The organism is Pseudomonas sp. LD120 (assembly GCF_009861525.1).
Classification (GTDB): Bacteria; Pseudomonadota; Gammaproteobacteria; order Pseudomonadales; family Pseudomonadaceae; genus Aquipseudomonas.
The window spans coordinates 547285-566307 of record NZ_WVHL01000001.1; the positions used below are offsets into that span (position 1 = coordinate 547285).

Sequence of the window (19023 nt, forward strand, 5' to 3'; positions counted from 1 at the left end):
AAGTTGTTGTTCTTGTGCTTCGTCAGCCTGAGTCGGTGCTCTATCGGTCGCGGTTGCCCTCCTCACTCAACAGGGCTTGCAGGGTGTCCAGGCGCGCGCCATCGAAGGCGATCACCGTCCCTTGGGCAAACACCCGGCGGGCCAGCCCAGTCAGTACCGCGCCGGGTGGCAGTTCGATCTGCAGGCGCACCCCGCGCTCGTACGCGCCTTGCACGGTGCCGCGCCAGTCCACCACCCGGCACATGTTGAACGCCAGGTCGTCGCGTAACTGCTCCAGCGTGCGCAGCGGCCGTGCCCGGCTGCCACTGAGGTAATCCAGCACGGGCATCTGCAAGGGCACCTCGGCAAAGGCCGCGGCCAGGGTCTGGGCCGGTTGCTCCAGCAGTGGGCAATGGGACGGCACACTGACCGCCAGCCGCTTGGCCACGCCGACTGCGCAACCGCGGGCCAGCTCGGCCACCGCCTGCATCGCCGCCTCGCTGCCAGCGATCACCACCTGGCTGTCAGCGTTGATATTGGCCAGGTACACCGGCCTCTGCGGGCTGTGGACCTGGGCCAGCAGCCCTTCCACCGTCGCCAGATCCAGGCCGATCAGGGCGGTCATGCCATAGCCCTGCGGGTACGCCTGCTGCATCAATTCCCCCCGCAGACGCACCAGGCGCAAGGCATCGGCAAAGCCCAGGGCCCCGGCCACCACCGCCGCCGGATAGGCGCCGATGGACAGGCCCGCCACATAGTCCGCCCGGAGCGGCGCTTGCAGCAGGGTCCGGGCACTGGCCACGCCGGCGATCAGCAGGCACAGCTGCACCGCCCGGGTGCTGGCCAGGGCCTGGGGCGAATCCAGTGTCAGTACGTCTTCCCCCAAGACCTCACTGGCTTCCTGCAGGCAGGCCCGGGTTTCCGGGCTTGGCGGCAGACGCTGGAGCATCCCCGGCTGCTGCGCGCCTTGGCCCGGAAATACCAACAGGCTGCTCATGCCAACAGCTCCAGAGGGCACCAGGGATCGCTGACCAAGCGCGCGCCCTCGGCACTTTTAAGCAGCACCCGAGGCGCCGTTCCCGCCCATTCCCGCAGGGCCAGAGCGCCGGCCGGCACCTGCAGTTGCAGATCCACCGGGCACTCGGCGCACTCCAACAGGGCCAGCAGCTCCCGGGCCTGAGCCCGGGAAAAGGGTTCCGGCGTGCGCAGGATCAGGTCCAGGTCGCTGTGCTGATGCAACGCAGCCACCCCAGAGGCCAGCTCGAAACCGGCACTGCCGCTGACGCCCCAGACCAGGCCCAGGGCATCCAGCTCGCCACGCAGCTGCTGCAAGGCCTGAAGCGCCGGCAACGAGCGCGAGCCACACAGCTGGCACAGCGCTTCGGGATGTACCCCACGCAGTACCGACTCCAACGCCAGCAGAGCCGGGTAGCGCTGCTCGCGGGTGCGACCGCGTAGGCCGACCGCGATCTGCCCCGGCGCCGTCAGCGCCCGCCGCACCACCACCGGCTGCCCGGCCTCCAGCACGGCAAAGGCCCAATCCGGCGCATCGGCGGCCAACTGCGCCGGGGTCATGCCCCACAGCAAGTCGTGGGGCAGCCAGGGGCCGAGGCCGTTCACCATTGTTCCCGCAGCAATTGGCGAACCCGGCTCGACGCCGCCCGGTTCGACGCCCCCAGACGGCAGCTCAGGTCGACGCCTTTGGCCCGCACGTCGGCAATCGCCGCCAACAGGCATTCCTCGACGACCGCCAGATCCTCCACTGCCGGCTGTTCAATCTGCCGCACCGATACGCTTTCCCAGAGCAGCCCGAGACTGGCGTAGCTGTCGATGTCATAGGCCATGGGCGGCACGCTGGCGGCCAGGGCTTCCAGTTCCTCGACACTGCGCAGGGTGACCCGCGCCGCCGACGCCTTGCCCATGGCATGCACCATCACCCCGGGATCGCGCAGGGCGATCAAGCGGTTGGCCTGATAACCGTGGGCCAGAAAGGCTCCGGACATGGCCTTGCCCACCAGCAGGGCAATCACCGGGTGCCCGGCCAGGCGGGCCCGGGCATAGCTGTCGGCGGCCGCGGCCAGGGCCTGATGAATGCCCAAAGCCTCTTCACGTCGGCCATAGGCCTGGCTCGGCACATCGACGATGGCAATCAGCGCCCGCTTGTGGGGCTGGTCGCGGTCAGTGTCGATCAGCTCATCCACGGCCTTAGCCAGACCCCAGCCTTCCAGCAGGCCAACCTCGCCCTGGCGGGCACGGGGAAAGCGATTTTCCGGGTCGGCCACCACGGCGATAAAACGCACCGGCTGCCCCGCCAGCTCGCCATCGGCCACCCGCAGCGACGGCGGCAGGCCGGCCACCAGCGCGGCGCCGCCACTCAAGGCGTTGAACCAGTTCAAACCCCGCAAAGAACAAGCACTCATGAGCGGTCTCCTTGATACAGATCGCGAACCGTCGCCGCATCGATTTGCGGCCCCGTGTCCAGACGAGCCAGACGTTGCAGGTAGTGTTCGGCCTCGCGGCTGCGTTGCCGCGGGGGCAAGCCGAGGGCCAGCAACTCGCGGACCTGGGCCTGGATCTGCGCCACATCGTCGGCCACATAACGGTCCACCAGGCCACTGGCGAAACGCTGCTCGCCGCCGGTCAGGCTCCAGATGAACGGCCGGTCCCGTGAGTCGTATTCCTCAAGCCCGGCTTCCTGTTCGATTACCTGCGGGCCGTTGAGCCCCAGGCGCGCTTCCTGGGTGACCACAAGATAACTGCACAGCCCGGCGGCAATCGACATGCCGCCAAAGCAGCCGACGCTGCCGGCCACCACGCCGATCACCGGCTGGTACTGGCACAGGTCGACGATCGCCGCGTGGATGTCGGCAATCGCCGCCAGCCCCAGGTTGGCTTCCTGCAAGCGCACGCCACCGGTTTCCAGCAGCAGCACGGCACAGGTCGGGATGCCGTTGCGGTTGTCCTCGGCGGCCAGCTCCAGGGCCCCGGCGATCTTCGCCCCGCCCACCTCGCCGAGGCTGCCGCCCTGGAAGACGCCTTCGATGGCGGCCACCACCACCGGCAGAGCATCGATGCTGCCCTTGGCGATCACCACCCCGTCATCGGCCTGGGGCACCACGCCCTGGCGCGCCAGCCACGGCGACATGACCCGCTGGAACGGGTCCAACAGCTCACGAAAACTGCCGGCATCCAGCAAGGCCCGAGCGCGCTGGCGGGCGCCCAGTTCGACGAAGCTGCGCTTGTTCAACAAAGCCGCCGTGTCAGTCATGGCCGATCTCCTCGAAGCCCTGTTCCAGGCGCAGGCGCACCACTCCGGGCGTGGCGCCAAAATCATGGATATCAATCGCCAAGGCCGGTGGCGTCTGGCCGTCGAACAGGCGTTCGAACAAGTGCTGCCAGCGGGCGGCGCTGCCATTGACCGAGGTCTGCACCTGGATGGTCAATGTGCCGGGCTGCCCCGGCTCCAGCAGCACTTCCAGGTCGCCGGAGCCGACACAGCCCACCAGAGCGCGGCCACGGCCGGGCTGGCCAGCGGGGAATTCAAAGGACAAGGTTTCCATCAGTTCGCTCCCTGGTGAAAGGCATCGGCGGATTCGATCCGGTCCAGCAGCAGGCTGGCCGCCAGCAAGTCGGCGGCGCCGCCGGGCGAGGCATTCAAGGTCAGTAGTTGCAGGTCCAGTTCGTGCAGCCGGCGGCGCCCGGCGAGGCTGGCGCTGCCACCGGCGTCGAGCACCGCCTGGGCACCCTGTTGCATGGCGTGCAGGCCCTGTTCACCGGCGCGGTAGAGCACGCAGGTGTCGGCCAGCCGGCTCATGATCGCCAGCAAGGCATCGAGCCGGGCGTTCTGTTCGCCATGGCCCTGGGCGCGGCTGCGCTTGAGCTGCGGCAACCCCCATTGCAGCACCGCGGGAAAGCCCTGCTGGGCTTCTTCGCGAGCGCCGCGCACGCCGTAGCGGATCGCCACCTGGGCGCCGTGGCTCAGGGGCCGTGGCGCGTAACGGTCCTCCAGCAGGGCCAGGCGCGCGGCCCGCAGCGCGACACTGCCGGCCACTGTGGCTTGAGGCTCCAGCGCGGCGGCGGCCACCAGCAGGCCCAGGGCCCAGATCGCCCCACGGTGAGTGTTCACCCCGCCGGTGGTGGTCAGCATGGCCCGCTCGCCTTCGCGACCTATGCGCCCCAGGGCTTCGCGCAGGGGCAGGCCGACGGCGCCGAATGCCAGCGCCGCCTCGGCCATTTCCTTGAAGGCCGGCCACAGGGACAAGGCCGAAGCGTGCATCAAGCCCAGGTGCAGATCGGTATGGGCGCCATTGCCACGGCGGTCCACCAGGGCCGGCTTGGGCGACAGGTCGGCCTCGTCGATCAACGCGTCCACCGCCAGGTCCGCCAGGCGCTCGGCCAGGCTCAGGGGTGGTGATTGCAGGTTGAGTGCGTGCATTACCAGCTCCTGAACTTGGCGGGCGGGTTGTACAAACCACCGGACCACTGCACCAGATCGGCGACGCTTTTCGCCGCCAGCAGCTCGCGGCTGGCATCGGTGCGACGGATACCCAGGTCTTCCGGCAAGGCGATCAGCCCTTCACGGCGCATGCGCGCGGTGTCCTTGGGGTTGTGCCGCAGACCGATGGCGGTGACTCCGGCCACGGCGGCGATCATCACCTGGCGTTCTTCCAGGGAGCGGGCCTTGTACAGGTAGGCGATGCCCTCCTCGGTCAGCAGGTGGGTGACATCGTCGCCGTAGATCATGATCGGCGCCAGCGGCATGCCGCTCTTGCGCGCCACGTCCACCGCGTCGAGTGTCTCGACGAAGGTCGGTTTGCCGCCTTCCTGGAAGGTTTCCACCATCTGCACCACCAGCTTCTTGCCGCGCTCCAACATGGCCTGAGGGGCATCGCTCGGGTCTAAGCGCATGTCCAGCCAGGCCGGGGTGCCGTGGCGCCGCCCGCGCGGGTCGTGGCCCATGTTCGGCGCACCGCCGAAACCGGCCAGGCGACCACGGGTCACGGTGGAAGAATGGCCGTCGCCATCCACCTGCAAGGTGGCGCCGATAAACAGGTCCACCGCGTATTGCCCGGCCAATTGGCAGAACATCCGGTTGGAACGCAGCGAACCGTCGCGGCCGGTGAAGAACACGTCCGGGCGCGCGGCGATGTAGTGCTCCATGCCCAATTCGGTGCCGAAGCAATGCACGCTGTCCACCCAGCCACTTTCAATGGCCGGAATCAGGGTCGGGTGGGGATTGAGGGTCCAGTTGCGGCAGATCTTGCCCTTGAGCCCCAGGGATTCGCCGTAGGTGGGCAGGATCAGCTCGATGGCCGCGGTGTTGAAACCGATGCCGTGGTTCAGCGACTGCACGTTGTGTTTTTCGTAGATGCCGCGGATCGCCATCATCGCCATCAGCACGTGCACCGGCTTGATATGGCGCGGGTCGCGGGTGAACAGCGGCTCGATGTAGAACGGCTTGTCGGCCACCACCACGAAATCCACCCAGGAGGCGGGAATGTCGACCCGGGGCAGCTCGCTGACGTCATCCACCAACTGGTTGACCTGGACGATGACAATGCCGTCGCTGAAGGCCGCCGGCTCGATCAGCGCTGGGGTGTCCTCGGTGCTGGGGCCGGTGTAGATGTTGCCGGCGCGGTCGGCCATGAAGCCGGCGGAGAGCACCACATTGGGGATCAGGTCCACCACCAGCCGCGCATAGAGTTCGATGTAGGTGTGGATGGCGCCGATTTCCAGCAGCCCGTCTTCCAGCAACTGGCTGATGCGCAGGCTCTGGGTGCCGGCGAAGGAAAAGTCCAGCTTGCGGGCGATGCCGCGCTCAAACAGGTCCAGGTGCTCGGAGCGACCAACGCTGGGCATGATCATGTGCAGATCATGCAGCTTGGCCGGGTCGGCCTTGGCTAGGGAGCGGGAGAGAAAGTCCGCCTGCTTCTGGTTGTTGCCCTCCAGCACCACCCGGTCGCCGGGCAGGATCAGAGCCTCCAGCGCCGCGACGATCTGGTCGGTCGGCAACACCACGCCATCGGCGAGGGCCCGCACCTGTTCGAGGCGCCGCTGCTTTTCGCTGCGCCGCCGCGACCAGCGCGCGTCGGGGGAAATTATTGTTGTCATGCTCACTCCACGGGTTCGCTGTCGTGGCAGCCACCTTAGGAGTGAAAACGGGGGGCATCAATCAAGCGCGGCGTTGAATCGTTACGCTGAGGGTAATGATTGGAGGGTGTGTGGGCTGTAGGTAATGGCAACACTTTGGCGGTTGTTGCAGCGCTGGGGGGGACAGCATAGTTGCCCGGTCGCCGACGCATCGACGGCCGATCTTAACCGGTCGAAATGTGGGGCTGTGAACGCATAAGCGCCATTCATTACCATGCTGGCGCTTTGCTGAGCGGCATCCTTAATGGTGGCTGTGCGCGGGACACCTTCGGGTGTGCCGGGGAATGTTCATAGCTCCATCCCTGGTCAGCTAACCCTCGCACAACTGCCTCCCACTTTTTTAGCCGCAAAGGATGACTCGGAATGTTTTTTCGCACTGTATGCCGCTTGCGCGTAATAAGGCATTAGCTCGATCGGTTTATTCATTGCCAGATGCCTTACGTGTTTGCTCGTCGGCCCAAAATGGAAGTTCGATCTTGTTAAAATTAGCCTTGGCATCAGCCGGCCCGTAAGTTGTTGGGTCTTTAACTTCCGGTGCGGGAAAATAGCGGACGCCACCGCTGCTTTGCAAAACAAACTGTGCTCGAACCGCCCAGTACCAGTTGCGAGTTTTAAAGGTGGACGGATCTATATTGGCAGGAAGGGTAGAAAAATAGAGCTCAAGGCTGTCGTTAAATAGCCGCTGTGCTTTGGGTAGGGAGCACATGGTTGGCGCTTGAATATCGGTAAGGTCGGGCGAACCTTTGATGCTGTAGTGGGTGATGACTTCGCAGAGTCGGCAATCCGCCTCGATATCGACGCCCCCCAAACTACCCAGCAAACCTGGAAGTCGACTTTCTATACGGATCAGTGTGTCGGCACTGCGCATTGAATGAGGTACGTCAGCACGGAAGTCCGGTTTGGCGTTGGGCTCGAAGAGGGTGTTGCGGCCAATGGAAATGCTGATGCCGGCGAGCGCTCCAAGCAGGCGGTAGAACACCTCTTGTGGGTCTTAAGTGCAAGGCTGAAGCGCCACCCTTGTGCCTCGATGCGGGCAGTGCAACTGCTGAATGAATAAGGGCCCGGACCAGCGGGGCTGGCCAGGGCGCGGTAACGGTCGAGCGGCCTTCCTTAGCCGGTGACCGGAGTCCGCCAGTCATCGGAGCCGGAAGTGCCGGAGACTTCGTGGGTCCAGGTGATCTTGCGGTAGGTGAAGTGCACGTCTTCCAGGTGGGTGAAGTGGGCATTGCCCGGGTCCTGGCAGTTGTGCATGTAGTCCTTGATGTCGACGATGATCGCGTCCTCAAGGGTGGTGGTGTAGTAGTGCTCCTGGGTGCCGGCGGCGGAGGTGCGGTACCACTGGATGACGATCTCGGTCAGGCGCTCGCCCGAGGTCAGGGCCGCCAGCAGCAGCGGCGACGCCTTGTCGAAGACCTTGGTGATGATCACCGGCTTGTGCACCCGCTGGCCGGTGGGCTGGCCGGATTGCGGGTCGCGGGGGATGATCACTTCGTGCTGGAAACCCTGGACCATGACCTGGTCTTCATGACCTTCCTGGTAGGTGTTGCCCACGGAATCGGCGGTAAAGGCCCCGGCGGTGATCAGCCCCTGTTTGGTGCCGGTGACGGACATATACGCTGGCGTTGCCATGCATGCTCTCCTTGCGAATCACTAAAGAAACCCGCGGGAAAAAGGCCCGAGGGTGCAGAGATGATTACAAGGACTGTGCCACCCAGGATTTAACCCACTAAAATCAGCTAGTTAGGTGCTTTATCGAAGATTTTTAGCGGTATTTTTGCGCACATGATGCGAAAAGTGCGCAACACCTTGCGCAGTGCTGCGCAAGATCTTGCGCAGCTTAAGGCATGCCTTGCTCCGCTTGCATTACATCGATATGCGCACAGGGTTATCCACAAAACCGTGCGCAACATCTTGCGCAGGTGCTGGGTTATCCACAGGTGGCGATTGCGCTTGGTGATACAGCGCATCCTGCAGAGCAACGGCGGTGCCGGACGCAGTGCATGACAACCACCGGCTGCTCGGCCACTCACTTGATCGGTATTGGCGTCATGCCGCTTTCTCAGTACACAATGCACCCCGGACCGGTCAGTCACTGGCCAGAACCCATAATAATGAGAGTCAGCATGGACACACCGATTCGCTCAAACCAGGCGCTGCTGGAGCAGATAAAGCACGGCCTGAAACCCGACTACCTGATGTTCTGGGGCCATCAACCGGCCCGCGACGGACGCATTACCCAGAGTTGCTTCAGCCAGTGGTTCGCCGCTGGTTTCGAGATCGCCGGCATCCACTACGCCAGCGCCGAGCACTTCATGATGGCCGGCAAGGCCTTGCTGTTCGACGACCCGCAAACCCACGCGCGCATCCTCCAGGCAGCGACACCCGTCGAGGTGAAGCAACTGGGCCGCGAGGTGCGCAACTTTGATGACGCGCAATGGCAGGCCGCGCGCTTTGACATTGTGGTGCAGGGCAATCTGGCCAAGTTCAGTCAACATCCGGCGCTGAACGAATACTTGCTGTCTACCCTAGACCAGGTGCTGGTCGAAGCCAGCCCGGTGGACCGGATCTGGGGCATTGGCCTGGCCGCCGATGACACCAGAGCCCGCCAGCCAGCAAGCTGGCGCGGCCTTAATCTGCTGGGTTATGCGCTGATGGAAGTGCGAGACAGATTGCGCCATGCCTGAGACAACAAACGCGGTGGCACAGGCGCTAAAGGCATAGCCCCGCCCCCACTAGCAACGCCTCCAGCGCTGGCAAGTCCGGCACTTTAACCACTTGCTCGGCCACCTGCACCGCTGCTTTCTCCAAGGGTGCCAAAGGCACATCGACGTAGCTCAACTGGCTGTCGAGCTTGCAGGAACGGGGAATGCCCTGCACCAGCAGGGCCATGAACTTCAGTTCCGGGCGTCCGCCCAAGGCGTTGAGCACGACGATCCGCGCCCGCTCGCCGACAACGGTCTGGCCGCCGCAGGCTGACTCGAAGCTGAGCAGCGCAATCTGTCGCTCACGCCACAACACCCGCCCCAGAAACCAGGGCGGCGAATCCAGGTCCAACGCCACCTGCTGATAGTCGATCAGTTCTGCCACCGCCACATTGGGCAGGATCAGGGTACGGTCGGCCAGGGGCAGCAACAGCCCGGTGAGGGTGCTTGCACGGTGATCAAGCATGGGGCTTGCTCCACAGGGCGATGCTTTCCAACAGCACCGACTCTTGATAAGGCTTGCCGAGGTAGTCGTTGACCCCGATGGCCATGGCCCGGTCACGGTGTTTCTGCCCGGTGCGGGAGGTGATCATGATGATCGGCAGTTTCTGCAGGCGCGGATCGTTGCGCACCTGAATCGCCACTTCGAAGCCGTCCATGCGCGGCATTTCGATGTCCAGCAGCATCAGGTCCGGGGTGTGTTCGGCCAGCAGCGCCATGGCGTCGACCCCATCCTTGGCGGTGAGCACGTTCATGCCGTGGCGCTCCAAAAGGCGGCTGGTGACCTTGCGCACGGTGACCGAGTCGTCCACCACCAGCACCAACATGGGCCGGGGCGGCTGGACTTCGGCGGCTGCGGCCTCCTCGCTCGGACCGGGCTGCGGTGCCTGGAGCTGCAGCGCACGGATGTGCGCCAGCAGGTCGAGAATCAGCACCACTCGGCCATCGCCGAGAATGGTCGCCCCGGACAAACCCTGCACTGCGGCAAACTGCGGCCCCAGGCTCTTGACCACAATTTCCCGGGTGCCAAAGGTGGCGTCCACCTGCACTGCGACCCGCTGTTCGTTACAGTGCACCAACAACACCGGCAACGGCAGCACCTGGCCCAGCAGCTTGGGCCGTGGCACGGTATGCAGCAGCTCGCCGAGGTAGCACAGTTGGTAATGCTGGCCGGCGTATTGGTAATGCGGCGGATCGAGTTGGTAATACCCGTCCAGTTCCCCCGGCAGGACCCGAACGATGCCCTCGACCGTGTTCAACGGAATGGCGTACTGCTCATCGGCGCACTGCACCATCAGCGCTCGGTTGACCGAGACGGTGAACGGCAGGCGAATACGAAAGTGCACGCCCTGCCCGGCAACCGAGTCGATGCTCATGCTGCCACCCAGTTGACGCACTTCTTCATGGACCACGTCCATGCCGACCCCGCGCCCGGAGATCTGGGTGATCTTCTCGGCGGTGGAGAACCCCGGCTGCATGATGAACTGCAACACCTCGCGGTCACTGATCGGCGACTGCGGATCCAGCAGGCCGCGCTTGATGGCTTTGTTGCGCACCGCGTCAAGCGGTACCCCTGCGCCATCGTCGCGCATGTCGAAGACGATATCGCTGCCCTCCCGGGACAGGTCAAGGGTGATCCGCCCCTGCTCCGGCTTGCCCGCCGCCCGGCGCACGGCTGCGGACTCCAGGCCGTGGTCGACGGCGTTACGCAGCATGTGCTCCAGCGGCGCGACCATGCGTTCAAGGACGTTGCGATCCATTTCCCCTTCGGCGTTGCCGACCACGAACGCCACGTCTTTACCCAATTCTTCGGCCACCTGACGAACAATGCGCTTGAGCCTGGGCACCATGCGCTCGAAAGGCACCATGCGCGTGCGCATCAGGCCCTCTTGCAATTCGGTGTTGATCCGCCCTTGCTGCTGCAGCAGGTTCTCGGCGTCCTGGTTGCGCCGTTCGAGGGTTTCCTTGAGGTCCAGCAGGTCCGAAGCCGACTCGAACAAGGCCCGGGACAGTTGCTGCAATTGCGAGTGCCGATCCATTTCCAGGGGATCGAATTCTTCATAGCCCAGGCGCTCGGCCTCCACCTGTTGGCGACTGAGAATGCGCCCTTGCGTTTCGGTGTCCAGACGGCGCAACTGGTCGCGCATGCGTTCGATGGTGGTTTCCATTTCACCGAGGGCGACCCGGGCATCGTTGACCTGCTGTTCGATACGCCCACGGAAGATCGACGTTTCACCCGCCAGATTCACCAGGTCGTCCAGCAGCTCGGCCGATACTTTGACCATGTCCCCCGCCACCGCCGCTTCGGCCGCCGGCGCTGTCGACTCAGGCTTGCTCGCGGACAACCGCGCGTCCACGCCGACCGTGGGCACTACACGAGGGTGACTCAGATCATGAATCGCCAGGATCAGTTGGTCTGCCGCCGCAATGGGTTGCCCGGCCCGGGCGGCGTCGAGCATCTGCGCCAGACGGTCGTGGCACTTCTGCAGCAAGCTGAATAGCGCCGGAGTGGCCTGCAGCAGCCCGGCGGAAATGCCTTCGAACAGAAACTCCAGTTCATGGGCCAGATCACCAATGGGGGCGATTTCCACCATCCGCGCGCCCCCTTTGAGGGTGTGCAGGTCGCGCAACAGGGTTTCCACTTCCTGGCGTGACTGAGGGTCGGCCTGCCAGCGCCCCAGGGCCGCGGCGGAACTGTCGATGATGTCGAAGCCTTCTTCGAGGAAGATCTCCAGCAACTCCGGGTCATGGGCCGAGCCGTCCTCCAGTGCCGCGCTCGGCGCTGCGTCCGCAGCGTTGGCGGCCTGTTGTCGATAAGCCCGAACAGCCTCGACCTGGACCCGGGAATCGTCCAGGGGGCGCTGCCCTTGCAACTGCTCCAGCAAGAGCGCCAACTGCTCATGACTGCTGCGCAACAACAAGCCCAAAGACTGGCTGTGACTGTAGCGCCGGTCCACCAGCCCTTCGTACAACGACTCCAGTTCCTCAGCCAGTTCCGCCACCGGGGCCACTTCAGCCATGCGCGCCCCCCCCTTGAGGGTGTGCAGGTCACGCTGCAACGACGACAAGGGGGCGCCGTTCTGCGGGTCTGCCAGCCAGCGCTGCAAAGCCTGGCCAGCGCTTTCGAGGATATCCACCGCCTCTTCGAGGAAGATTTCGACAATCTCGTCATCCGTCGACGCTGGGGCCGGCGGCTCCAGACGGGCCGTGGCCACGCCCAATTCGCTGATGCTCAAGACGTGGTTGCCCTCGCGCTTGATCAAACCCGTGGCGGATGGATCAAGGCCTTCATCCAGCAGTTCACGCAGGGCCCGAAGCCGGTCCGGGCGTGGGCTGACCTGCTGCCCCGCCGCCAACTCGTCGAGCATGCTGAGCAGGGCTTCATGGGCGCTTTCAGCTTCATCAAAGAAGCGCTCGCTGACCGCCAGGCTGCTCTCTTCCACCGCGCCGTAGAGATCCAGCAAGGCCTCGCACAGCGCGTCCATCGAATGCAGGTCCGCCAGGTGCGCGCCTTCGCCCAGGGTGGTCAGTTCGTCCAGCAGGGCGCTGAGTTCCTGGCGCTCGCCGGGGTGCTGCTGCCAACGACGCAACAGGCTTTCAGCATCCAACAGGATGTCCATGCCCTGAGCCAGAAAGTTGCTGATCAATTGCGGATCGCGCTTGACCCGCGGCACCCGGTCCGGGGCATTGAGCAGGGTTTCCAGACGCTCACCCAGCAGCGCCAGGATCCGCCCCACCAGCGCCCGCGCGCCATCGATGGGCGCCAGCGGAGCGCTGTCCAGCTGCCGCAGCCCACGACGCAGCAAGCCTTCGGCCTCCAGCAGCAGTTCCACTTCATCCAGGTCCAGGGGGATCAAGTGCGCTCGGTATTCCCGTGTCAGCTGATCGAGAGGACTGGCCAGCTCGGCGATCGGCAACACCCCGGCCATGGAAGCGCTGCCCTTCAGGGTGTGCAGGGCGCGCTGCAACTCGTCGCTGACTTGCAGCGGCACTTGCTCGGTGGCTTGATCCAGAAAACGGTTGATGCTGTCCAGGTGGGTCTGGGCCTCGATGCGGAAGATCTCCAGCAATTGCGGGTCCAGGACCTGGTGCTGCGCCGGCAGCGCGACACCTTGATCACCATTGGCCAGGGCATGGGCGCGAGCGGCCAGACAGTCGACGTCATCGCGCTGGCGCTGATCCCGGGCGGCGAACTCGGCGATCAACTCCGGCAGCAAGTCCAGGGTTTCACTCAGCAACTGCCGGACCTCGGCACTGGCAGCCACGCTGTGCTCCAGCACTCGATTGAGCAGGTTCTCCAACGCCCAGGCCAACTCCCCCAGCACCAAGGCACGGACCATGCGCCCACTGCCCTTGAGCGTGTGAAAGGCGCGGCGTAGTTCGCTCAGGGCGGATTGGCCCTGAGGCAGCACAGCCCATTGCGGCAGGTACTCGCGCAGCACCTCCAGCACTTCTTCGGTTTCTTCAAGAAAGACGTCGCGCAGCTCGTCGTCCACCGGCTCCTCGTCTCTCGGTGGCGGCAACAGGCTGCCCGGAGTGATCAAGGCCGGCGGGTTGAGCGCCGAGAGTGGCGCGGCCAGCACATCCGCCAGGGACGGCGCGACCTCGGGGGCATTCGCTTCCGGCGCCGTCACCTCGGGACGCTGGGGCGCAACCTGTTGCGGCACTGGCGGCGCTGGCACGTAACCCAGGGCTGCCAGCCCCTGTTCGGCGATGTCGAGGGTTTTCTCTCCTGGCGCTTCGGGGTCTTGGCTCAAGCGCTCCAGGTAGTAATCCAGGCTGCTGATCACGTCCGCCAGATGATCCAGTTGTTGCCAATCCGGCCGCGACGGGTCCAGCAACAGGCGTTCACTGATGAAATGATTGCAGGCGTCCATCAAGCAGGCCGCACGGGACAAAGGAATCATTGCCAGGGCTCCGCGCACCTGGGTCAACAGCTCCGGCACCGACACCAACTGCTCGCGCTCCCAGTCGGCCTCGATGCACTCGATGATCAGGTCCTTGGCCTGCTGCAGACAGAGCCGCGACTCCTGGATCACCCGTTGGTGGATCTGGGTCAGGTCGGTGGTGGGCAGGCGGCTCTCTTCGCGGCTTTCCGGCTCCACGGTGCCGACCATCCCGGCCAGGGTCGCCTCGACATACAGCAGGGCTCCGGCCACATCCATCAGCACCGCGTCGTCCGGTGCGCGCTGGCCCTGGGCCAGGCTCTGCACCACCGTCAATTGGTCGATGATCACCTTGCGCGGCTGGCCAAAGCCCAGCACCGCCAGGGTGTCGGCGATCTGCCGCAGGGGCGAGAGCAGGCCATCGAGGTCGGCGGCGTGCTGGCGATCGCTGCGCACGAACAAGTCGAGGCGCTCCTTGACCCGCACCAGACCATCGCACAGCGCCGCCAGCACCGAGCGCATGGCATCACGATCGGGACCGGCCATGCGCGCCCGCTCGGCATCGACCAGCGTGCTATCGGGCAACGCGTCATCCAATCCGTAACGTTCTTTCATGGTCAGCATCAATGGGGTGGGATGGCGCGCTTTGGCGATGTAAAACAGAAGGCTTTTAAGCAGCTCGTCGGGGGCCGCCTGATTGATTCCCGGCATGCCCTGCTCCAGCAGGCGCTTGAGCTCCTTTTCGGCGTCCTTGAGCAGGCTGCGCACTGTCGGGCTGTTGGCGATCACATCCTGGCGCATGCCTTCCACCAGGGCCGAGGCGATGTGCCACAAGGGCGCCAGCGGCGCGTCTTGACACAAGGCTTCCAGACGCTCGAACACTTTGGCCATGTGGCCCAAGCATTGGTCGTCATCCGGCTCGCGCAGCAGGTCGATCAACGCGCTCTGCAGCAGGTGCCGCAGCTTGCGCAGCTGGGTCGCGAACTCCAGGGGTTCGAGGGCCGCCAGGGCTTTATCGGAGAGCGCTGGCAGGCTGGGCAGTTGCGGGCTGAACAGGCTGGTTTCCGAGAGCAGGCTTTCACCCCGGGCACTGCGCAAATCATTGAGCAGCGGCAGCACCACCAACGGCAGATCGCGCCGTGCGCTTTGTACCCGGTCCAGGTACTGGGGCAACTGACCGATGGCTTGACGCAGCAGACGCAAGCCTTCGTCGCGCTGGGCCACGCGCTGTTGCTGCAGGGCCAGGGCAAGCTTTTCCATCTCCTCGGCCAAGAGCGCGGCGCCATAGAACTCCACCATCAGCAAGCTGCCGTGAACTTGGTGGATACCCTCCAGGCACTGATCGAGGGCGTCCAGGGCCTGGGGATCGTCCGCCAAGCGCTCCAGTGCCTGATGCGCCTGTTTCAAGGTTTCGGCAATTTCGCCCTTGACCCATTCCAGGGCTACGTAGTCGTGCCGATCCACCATCACCACTCCAGTCAAAACCTGCGTCAGCGGTTGTCATTCGGGGCCGGGGCCCGAGTGGCCGGCAACGTAAAACCGGACACCGAGCGGCGCAACTGGCTGGCCATTTTCGCCAGGTTGCCGATGCTCTCGGCGGTCGCGGTGGAGCCGGACGAGGTTTGCGAGGTGATCTGCTGGATCACGTTCATGGTCAAGGAGATCTGCCCGGCCGAGGAGGTTTGCTGCTGAGCCGCGTTGGAGATGCTCTGGATCAATGCCGCCAAGGTCTTGGACACGCCTTCGATCTCTTCCAGGGCCACACCGGCGTCCTGGGCCAGCCGTGCGCCGCGCACCACTTCGGTGGTGGTTTGTTCCATGGAGATCACCGCTTCGTTGGTGTCGGTCTGGATCGCCCGCACCAGGGTCTCGATCTGCCGGGTAGCCGCCGAGGAGCGCTCCGCCAGCCGCTGCACTTCGTCGGCCACCACGGCAAAGCCGCGTCCGGCGTCACCGGCCATGGAGGCCTGAATCGCCGCGTTCAGCGCGAGGATGTTGGTCTGGTCGGCAATGTCGTCGATCAGGCTGACGATGTCGCCGATTTCCTGGGAAGACTCGCCCAGGCGCTTGATGCGCTTGGCGGTGTCCTGAATCTGTTCGCGGATGTTGTCCATGCCATGAATGGTGTTGTGCACCACTTCGTTGCCCTTGTTGGCGATCTCGACCGAGCGCTCGGCCACCGCCGAGGACTCCGCGGCGTTGGCCGACACCTGATCGATGGACTGGGCCATGTCGTTGATCGCCGTGGAGGCTTCGGCTATCTGCTGCGCCTGATGCTCCGAGGCTTCCGCCAGTTGCATGGCAGTGGCCTGGGTTTCCTGCACCGCGCCGGCCACCTGGCCGGCGGTCAGGTTGATCGTGGCCACCAGGTCCCGCAGTTGGTCGACGGAATAGTTGATGGAGTCGGCGATGGTCCCGGTGAAGTCCTCGGTCACCGAGGCGGTCACCGTCAGATCACCGTCCGCCAAGTCTTCGATCTCATCCAGCAGACGCATGATCGCGTTCTGATTGCGCTCGTTCTTCTCGGCGGTTTCCCGCAACTGGCGATTGGTTTCGCGGACCATCACCAGGCCGATGAGGATGATCGAGGCCAACGCCAACAAGCCCAGGACATAACCGCCGATGGTGTCCAGCTTGCGGCTGCCGGCCAGGTTTTCGAAGCCGGTGGCCAGCAGCGAGGCTTCATCCAGCAGGGTCTGGGACAGACTGAAAATGTTGCTCGCCGATTCACGGACCTGGAACAGCTCGGGAGAGGTTTCGAGGATTTCGTCCACCGAACCGGAAACGAACTGAAACAGCTCGGCAATCTCCGTCAGCCGGGCCCGGGCGTCGGGGTCTTCGACCTGGCTGATCTTCAGTCCCGGGTTGCCTTGCAGCATGCCGTTGAGCACCTGGCCGAACCGTGCGGCGTCGCGGCCAAAGGCATCGGCGGCCTGCACCGCATTTTCATCGCCGGCCAGCACCGTATTCACCGCACCGAGAATCCGTTCGGTCAACAGCGACTGACGCTGGGCCATGGCCACCTGGCTGGCGGGGGCGCCACGCTGAAGCAGGATTTCCACCACCTTCTCGTACTCCACCTGCAACTGCGGCACGGTTTCCGCCAGGGTCGCGGCCACCTGGTGCAGGGACAACACCGTCTGCTCACTGGCGAGGATCGCGTCGGTGTTCTTCAGCAGTTTTTCCCAGTCCAGTTGCACCGCGCGCATTTGCGCGCGCAACGCCACCGGAGCACCCGGCAGGCCGGTGGCCGGGTCGCCTTTTTTCAGGTAGCCCCAGCGCTGGGCGAAGTCATTGCGCGCATCCCCCAGCAACTTGAACGCCGCCGCCTTACCGGCCGCCGCCTCGGTGGCGTTCTTGGCAATGCGTTGGGACAGCACCCGCAGCTCGCCGGCATGGCCGATGTACTGCTTGTCGTAGGTGGCCTGGGTGTTGAGGTAAGCGAAGTTGGCGAACAGCAGCATGATGAACACGATCAGTGCGATGAACAGCACGATGATCTGCGAGCGACTGCGGGAGCCCTCCAGGGGCTTGCCGGTTTTGGCTTGGGTCATCGATCAGGCCTGTGGCGAGCGGGCGGTCCCGCGTTCAAATACCCGGGACGCGCACATCGCCCGGACAGCATGGGTTGGTCCAGAAAGGCACGTGCTTCCTGTGATATTGCAAACGGCTTGCACAGCCCCCCAGCATCCGTCACGCCGCCACCTCCAGAAACCCCGGCGAACAGGCCAGGGCGAAAGGGCTGAACACCTGCCAGAGCTGGTCGCGGCGAAACTGTCCCTGCAGGTAAGGATTGATCGCGGCAGCGGCGACATCGGTCACACCGGGTTCCAGGCGGTCCTGGTCAAAATGCTGCAAACCCACCACCTCATCCACCAGCAGACCGGCGAACAGTTCCTTGTATTCCACCACCAGCACCCGCCGCTGTTTACGCAACGGCGACAGCTCATGCCCGAAGAACGCACACAGGTCCATGATTGGCAGCAACCGCCCGCGCAGGTTAGCCACGCCCTTGACCCAGGGTTTGACCCCGGGCAACAAGGTGTAGCGCGGCTCGTGCAACACCTCGCTGATCTCGCCCATGGCGGCCACGTACCAATGCTCACCCAGGCGGAAGCCGATGCCACTCCAACGGTGCTGGCGGGTTTCCTGGGACGGCAGGTCGGCCGCCAGCAGGCGACAGCGCTGGTCAATCTCCAACAGCAGCTCGAAGGCGGTCTGGGACTCGCTCATGGCGTGGACAATCAACCAGCCAGGACGTTGTTCAGGGTCTTGATCAGGGTTTCTTCGTCCACCGGCTTGGTCAGGTAGTCCTTGGCGCCCTGGCGGGTGCCCCAGACCTTGTCGGTCTCCTGATCCTTGGTGGTGATGATGATCACCGGGATATGACTGGTCTCGGCATCCTTGGTCAACTGGCGAGTGGCCTGGAAACCGTTGAGGCCGGGCATGACGATGTCCATCAGCACCGCGTCGGGTTTTTCTTCCCGGGCCAGGGCCACGCCGTCGGCACCGTTCTCGGCCTTGAGCACTTCATGGCCGTGCTTTTCCAGCATGCCGGTGAGTTTGTACATTTCAGTCGGCGAGTCATCGACGATCAGAATACGAGCCATGGTCTTCCCCATACGATATAGGCGTGCGGCCCGCTGTCCGGACACCGCTGTGCTTGTCTACTGTGGCGTGAGCGCGACAAAGTCCGGGACATGGGCCTTGATGGTGCTCAGCAGTTCTTCCTTGCTGAAGGGCTTGGTCAAAAACTGGTCGGAGCCAACGATGCGCCCCTTGGCCTTGTCGAACAGCCCATCCTTGGAGGACAGCATAATCACTGGAATGGACTTGAACGCGCTGTGGTTCTTCACCAGCGCACAGGTCTGATAGCCGTCGAGCCGCGGCATCATGATGTCGACGAAGATGATGCCGGGATGATGATCGACGATTTTGGCCAGGGCTTCGAAACCATCCACGGCGGTGATGACCTCACAGCCAACGTTCCTCAACAGCATTTCGGCCGTGCGGCGAATCGTCTTCGAGTCGTCGATCACCATCACCTTCAAGGCCTTGGAATGCTGTTCCATATCTGCTCTACCATCGCCCCAGCCAATGAATTAGTCCGGTACTGCCGGCCAACAGCGCAAAGCCTTTAAGTTCAAGGCCTCGGCCCGGCGTGCGAGCCTTTTTAGCACACTCTCCCCCTGCAATCCATGGACCACGCCAGGCAGTGGTTTTTCCTTGACCCAAGCCCCTCTCAGCGCCACTCTGACGCCACTTTTTCGCCTTGCTTAGCCTTGCGCCCACCAACTTTTTGAAGG

Annotated in this window: 16 protein-coding genes; 1 reads left to right on the forward strand and 15 read right to left on the reverse strand. The window is 64.2% G+C overall.

Features of this window, described 5'->3' with window-relative positions; translation table 11 throughout:
- Positions 1–40: 40 nt before the first annotated feature.
- From mdcH to PLD_RS02650, 9 genes are all read right to left on the reverse strand, one after another.
- The gene (gene mdcH / locus PLD_RS02610) at positions 41–976 is read right to left on the reverse strand and encodes a malonate decarboxylase subunit epsilon (protein WP_159889533.1); all 936 of its coding nucleotides are present in this window, start codon (positions 974–976) and stop codon (positions 41–43) included.
- Positions 973–1599, reverse strand: coding sequence for a malonate decarboxylase holo-ACP synthase (locus PLD_RS02615; protein WP_159889535.1), 627 nt, complete (start codon positions 1597–1599; stop codon positions 973–975). The genes mdcH and PLD_RS02615 overlap by 4 nt, the downstream gene beginning before the upstream one ends.
- Positions 1596–2399 (reverse strand): biotin-independent malonate decarboxylase subunit gamma, encoded by an 804-nt coding sequence (gene mdcE / locus PLD_RS02620; protein WP_159889537.1) that lies wholly within the window; start codon positions 2397–2399, stop codon positions 1596–1598. Before mdcE ends, PLD_RS02615 begins: the two co-directional genes overlap by 4 nt.
- The gene (locus tag PLD_RS02625; protein WP_159889539.1) at positions 2396–3247 is read right to left on the reverse strand and encodes a biotin-independent malonate decarboxylase subunit beta; all 852 of its coding nucleotides are present in this window, start codon (positions 3245–3247) and stop codon (positions 2396–2398) included. The genes mdcE and PLD_RS02625 overlap by 4 nt, the downstream gene beginning before the upstream one ends.
- A complete protein-coding gene (locus tag PLD_RS02630; RefSeq protein WP_159889541.1) occupies positions 3240–3539 on the reverse strand; it encodes a malonate decarboxylase subunit delta in 300 nt (99 codons plus the stop codon). The genes PLD_RS02625 and PLD_RS02630 overlap by 8 nt, the downstream gene beginning before the upstream one ends.
- Positions 3539–4414, reverse strand: a complete 876-nt coding sequence (locus tag PLD_RS02635; protein WP_159889543.1) for a triphosphoribosyl-dephospho-CoA synthase — start codon at positions 4412–4414, stop codon at positions 3539–3541. Before PLD_RS02635 ends, PLD_RS02630 begins: the two co-directional genes overlap by 1 nt.
- Positions 4414–6090, reverse strand: coding sequence for a malonate decarboxylase subunit alpha (mdcA, locus tag PLD_RS02640; RefSeq protein WP_159889545.1), 1677 nt, complete (start codon positions 6088–6090; stop codon positions 4414–4416). Before mdcA ends, PLD_RS02635 begins: the two co-directional genes overlap by 1 nt.
- A gap of 457 nt (positions 6091–6547) precedes the next feature.
- Positions 6548–7108, reverse strand: a complete 561-nt coding sequence (locus tag PLD_RS02645) for a hypothetical protein (RefSeq protein WP_159889547.1) — start codon at positions 7106–7108, stop codon at positions 6548–6550.
- Positions 7109–7239: 131 nt separating this feature from the next.
- Positions 7240–7758: an Hcp family type VI secretion system effector gene (locus tag PLD_RS02650; protein WP_047305413.1), complete on the reverse strand. Its 519-nt coding sequence runs from the start codon at positions 7756–7758 to the stop codon at positions 7240–7242.
- 494 nt (positions 7759–8252) lie between these two features.
- Here PLD_RS02650 and PLD_RS02655 point away from each other — a divergent pair, with 494 nt between their 5' ends.
- The gene (locus PLD_RS02655; protein ID WP_159889549.1) at positions 8253–8813 is read left to right on the forward strand and encodes an NADAR family protein; all 561 of its coding nucleotides are present in this window, start codon (positions 8253–8255) and stop codon (positions 8811–8813) included.
- 25 nt (positions 8814–8838) lie between these two features.
- Here PLD_RS02655 and PLD_RS02660 read toward each other — a convergent pair whose 3' ends face one another.
- The 6 genes from PLD_RS02660 to pilG form a co-directional block, all read right to left on the reverse strand.
- A complete protein-coding gene (locus PLD_RS02660; protein WP_159889551.1) occupies positions 8839–9297 on the reverse strand; it encodes a chemotaxis protein CheW in 459 nt (152 codons plus the stop codon).
- The gene (locus tag PLD_RS02665; RefSeq protein WP_159889553.1) at positions 9290–15184 is read right to left on the reverse strand and encodes an Hpt domain-containing protein; all 5895 of its coding nucleotides are present in this window, start codon (positions 15182–15184) and stop codon (positions 9290–9292) included. Before PLD_RS02665 ends, PLD_RS02660 begins: the two co-directional genes overlap by 8 nt.
- Before the next feature lie 23 nt (positions 15185–15207).
- Complete coding sequence (locus PLD_RS02670) at positions 15208–17271, reverse strand: methyl-accepting chemotaxis protein (RefSeq protein WP_159889555.1); 2064 nt, start codon at positions 17269–17271, stop codon at positions 15208–15210.
- A 139-nt stretch (positions 17272–17410) separates the two neighbouring features.
- Positions 17411–17950: a chemotaxis protein CheW gene (locus tag PLD_RS02675; protein ID WP_159889557.1), complete on the reverse strand. Its 540-nt coding sequence runs from the start codon at positions 17948–17950 to the stop codon at positions 17411–17413.
- An 11-nt stretch (positions 17951–17961) separates the two neighbouring features.
- Positions 17962–18327 carry a twitching motility response regulator PilH gene (gene pilH, locus PLD_RS02680; RefSeq protein WP_011064000.1) on the reverse strand — a complete coding sequence of 122 codons (366 nt, stop codon included), beginning with the start codon at positions 18325–18327 and terminating at the stop codon, positions 17962–17964.
- 57 nt (positions 18328–18384) lie between these two features.
- A complete protein-coding gene (gene pilG / locus PLD_RS02685) occupies positions 18385–18789 on the reverse strand; it encodes a twitching motility response regulator PilG (protein WP_159889559.1) in 405 nt (134 codons plus the stop codon).
- Positions 18790–19023: the final 234 nt, after the last annotated feature.

What these genes read in the sequence shown, in the direction of transcription:
- mdcA (WP_159889545.1), bottom strand. Translation starts at nt 6,090, where the DNA reads ATGACAACAATAATTTCCCCCGACGCGCGCTGGTCGCGGCGGCGCAGC.
- PLD_RS02630 (WP_159889541.1), bottom strand. Translation starts at nt 3,539, where the DNA reads ATGGAAACCTTGTCCTTTGAATTCCCCGCTGGCCAGCCCGGCCGTGGC.
- PLD_RS02655 (WP_159889549.1), top strand. Translation starts at nt 8,253, where the DNA reads ATGGACACACCGATTCGCTCAAACCAGGCGCTGCTGGAGCAGATAAAG.
- PLD_RS02625 (WP_159889539.1), bottom strand. Translation starts at nt 3,247, where the DNA reads ATGACTGACACGGCGGCTTTGTTGAACAAGCGCAGCTTCGTCGAACTG.
- PLD_RS02650 (WP_047305413.1), bottom strand. Translation starts at nt 7,758, where the DNA reads ATGGCAACGCCAGCGTATATGTCCGTCACCGGCACCAAACAGGGGCTG.
- pilG (WP_159889559.1), bottom strand. Translation starts at nt 18,789, where the DNA reads ATGGAACAGCATTCCAAGGCCTTGAAGGTGATGGTGATCGACGACTCG.
- PLD_RS02635 (WP_159889543.1), bottom strand. Translation starts at nt 4,414, where the DNA reads ATGCACGCACTCAACCTGCAATCACCACCCCTGAGCCTGGCCGAGCGC.
- mdcE (WP_159889537.1), bottom strand. Translation starts at nt 2,399, where the DNA reads ATGAGTGCTTGTTCTTTGCGGGGTTTGAACTGGTTCAACGCCTTGAGT.
- PLD_RS02675 (WP_159889557.1), bottom strand. Translation starts at nt 17,950, where the DNA reads ATGAGCGAGTCCCAGACCGCCTTCGAGCTGCTGTTGGAGATTGACCAG.
- pilH (WP_011064000.1), bottom strand. Translation starts at nt 18,327, where the DNA reads ATGGCTCGTATTCTGATCGTCGATGACTCGCCGACTGAAATGTACAAA.
- PLD_RS02660 (WP_159889551.1), bottom strand. Translation starts at nt 9,297, where the DNA reads ATGCTTGATCACCGTGCAAGCACCCTCACCGGGCTGTTGCTGCCCCTG.
- PLD_RS02670 (WP_159889555.1), bottom strand. Translation starts at nt 17,271, where the DNA reads ATGACCCAAGCCAAAACCGGCAAGCCCCTGGAGGGCTCCCGCAGTCGC.
- PLD_RS02665 (WP_159889553.1), bottom strand. Translation starts at nt 15,184, where the DNA reads ATGGTGGATCGGCACGACTACGTAGCCCTGGAATGGGTCAAGGGCGAA.
- mdcH (WP_159889533.1), bottom strand. Translation starts at nt 976, where the DNA reads ATGAGCAGCCTGTTGGTATTTCCGGGCCAAGGCGCGCAGCAGCCGGGG.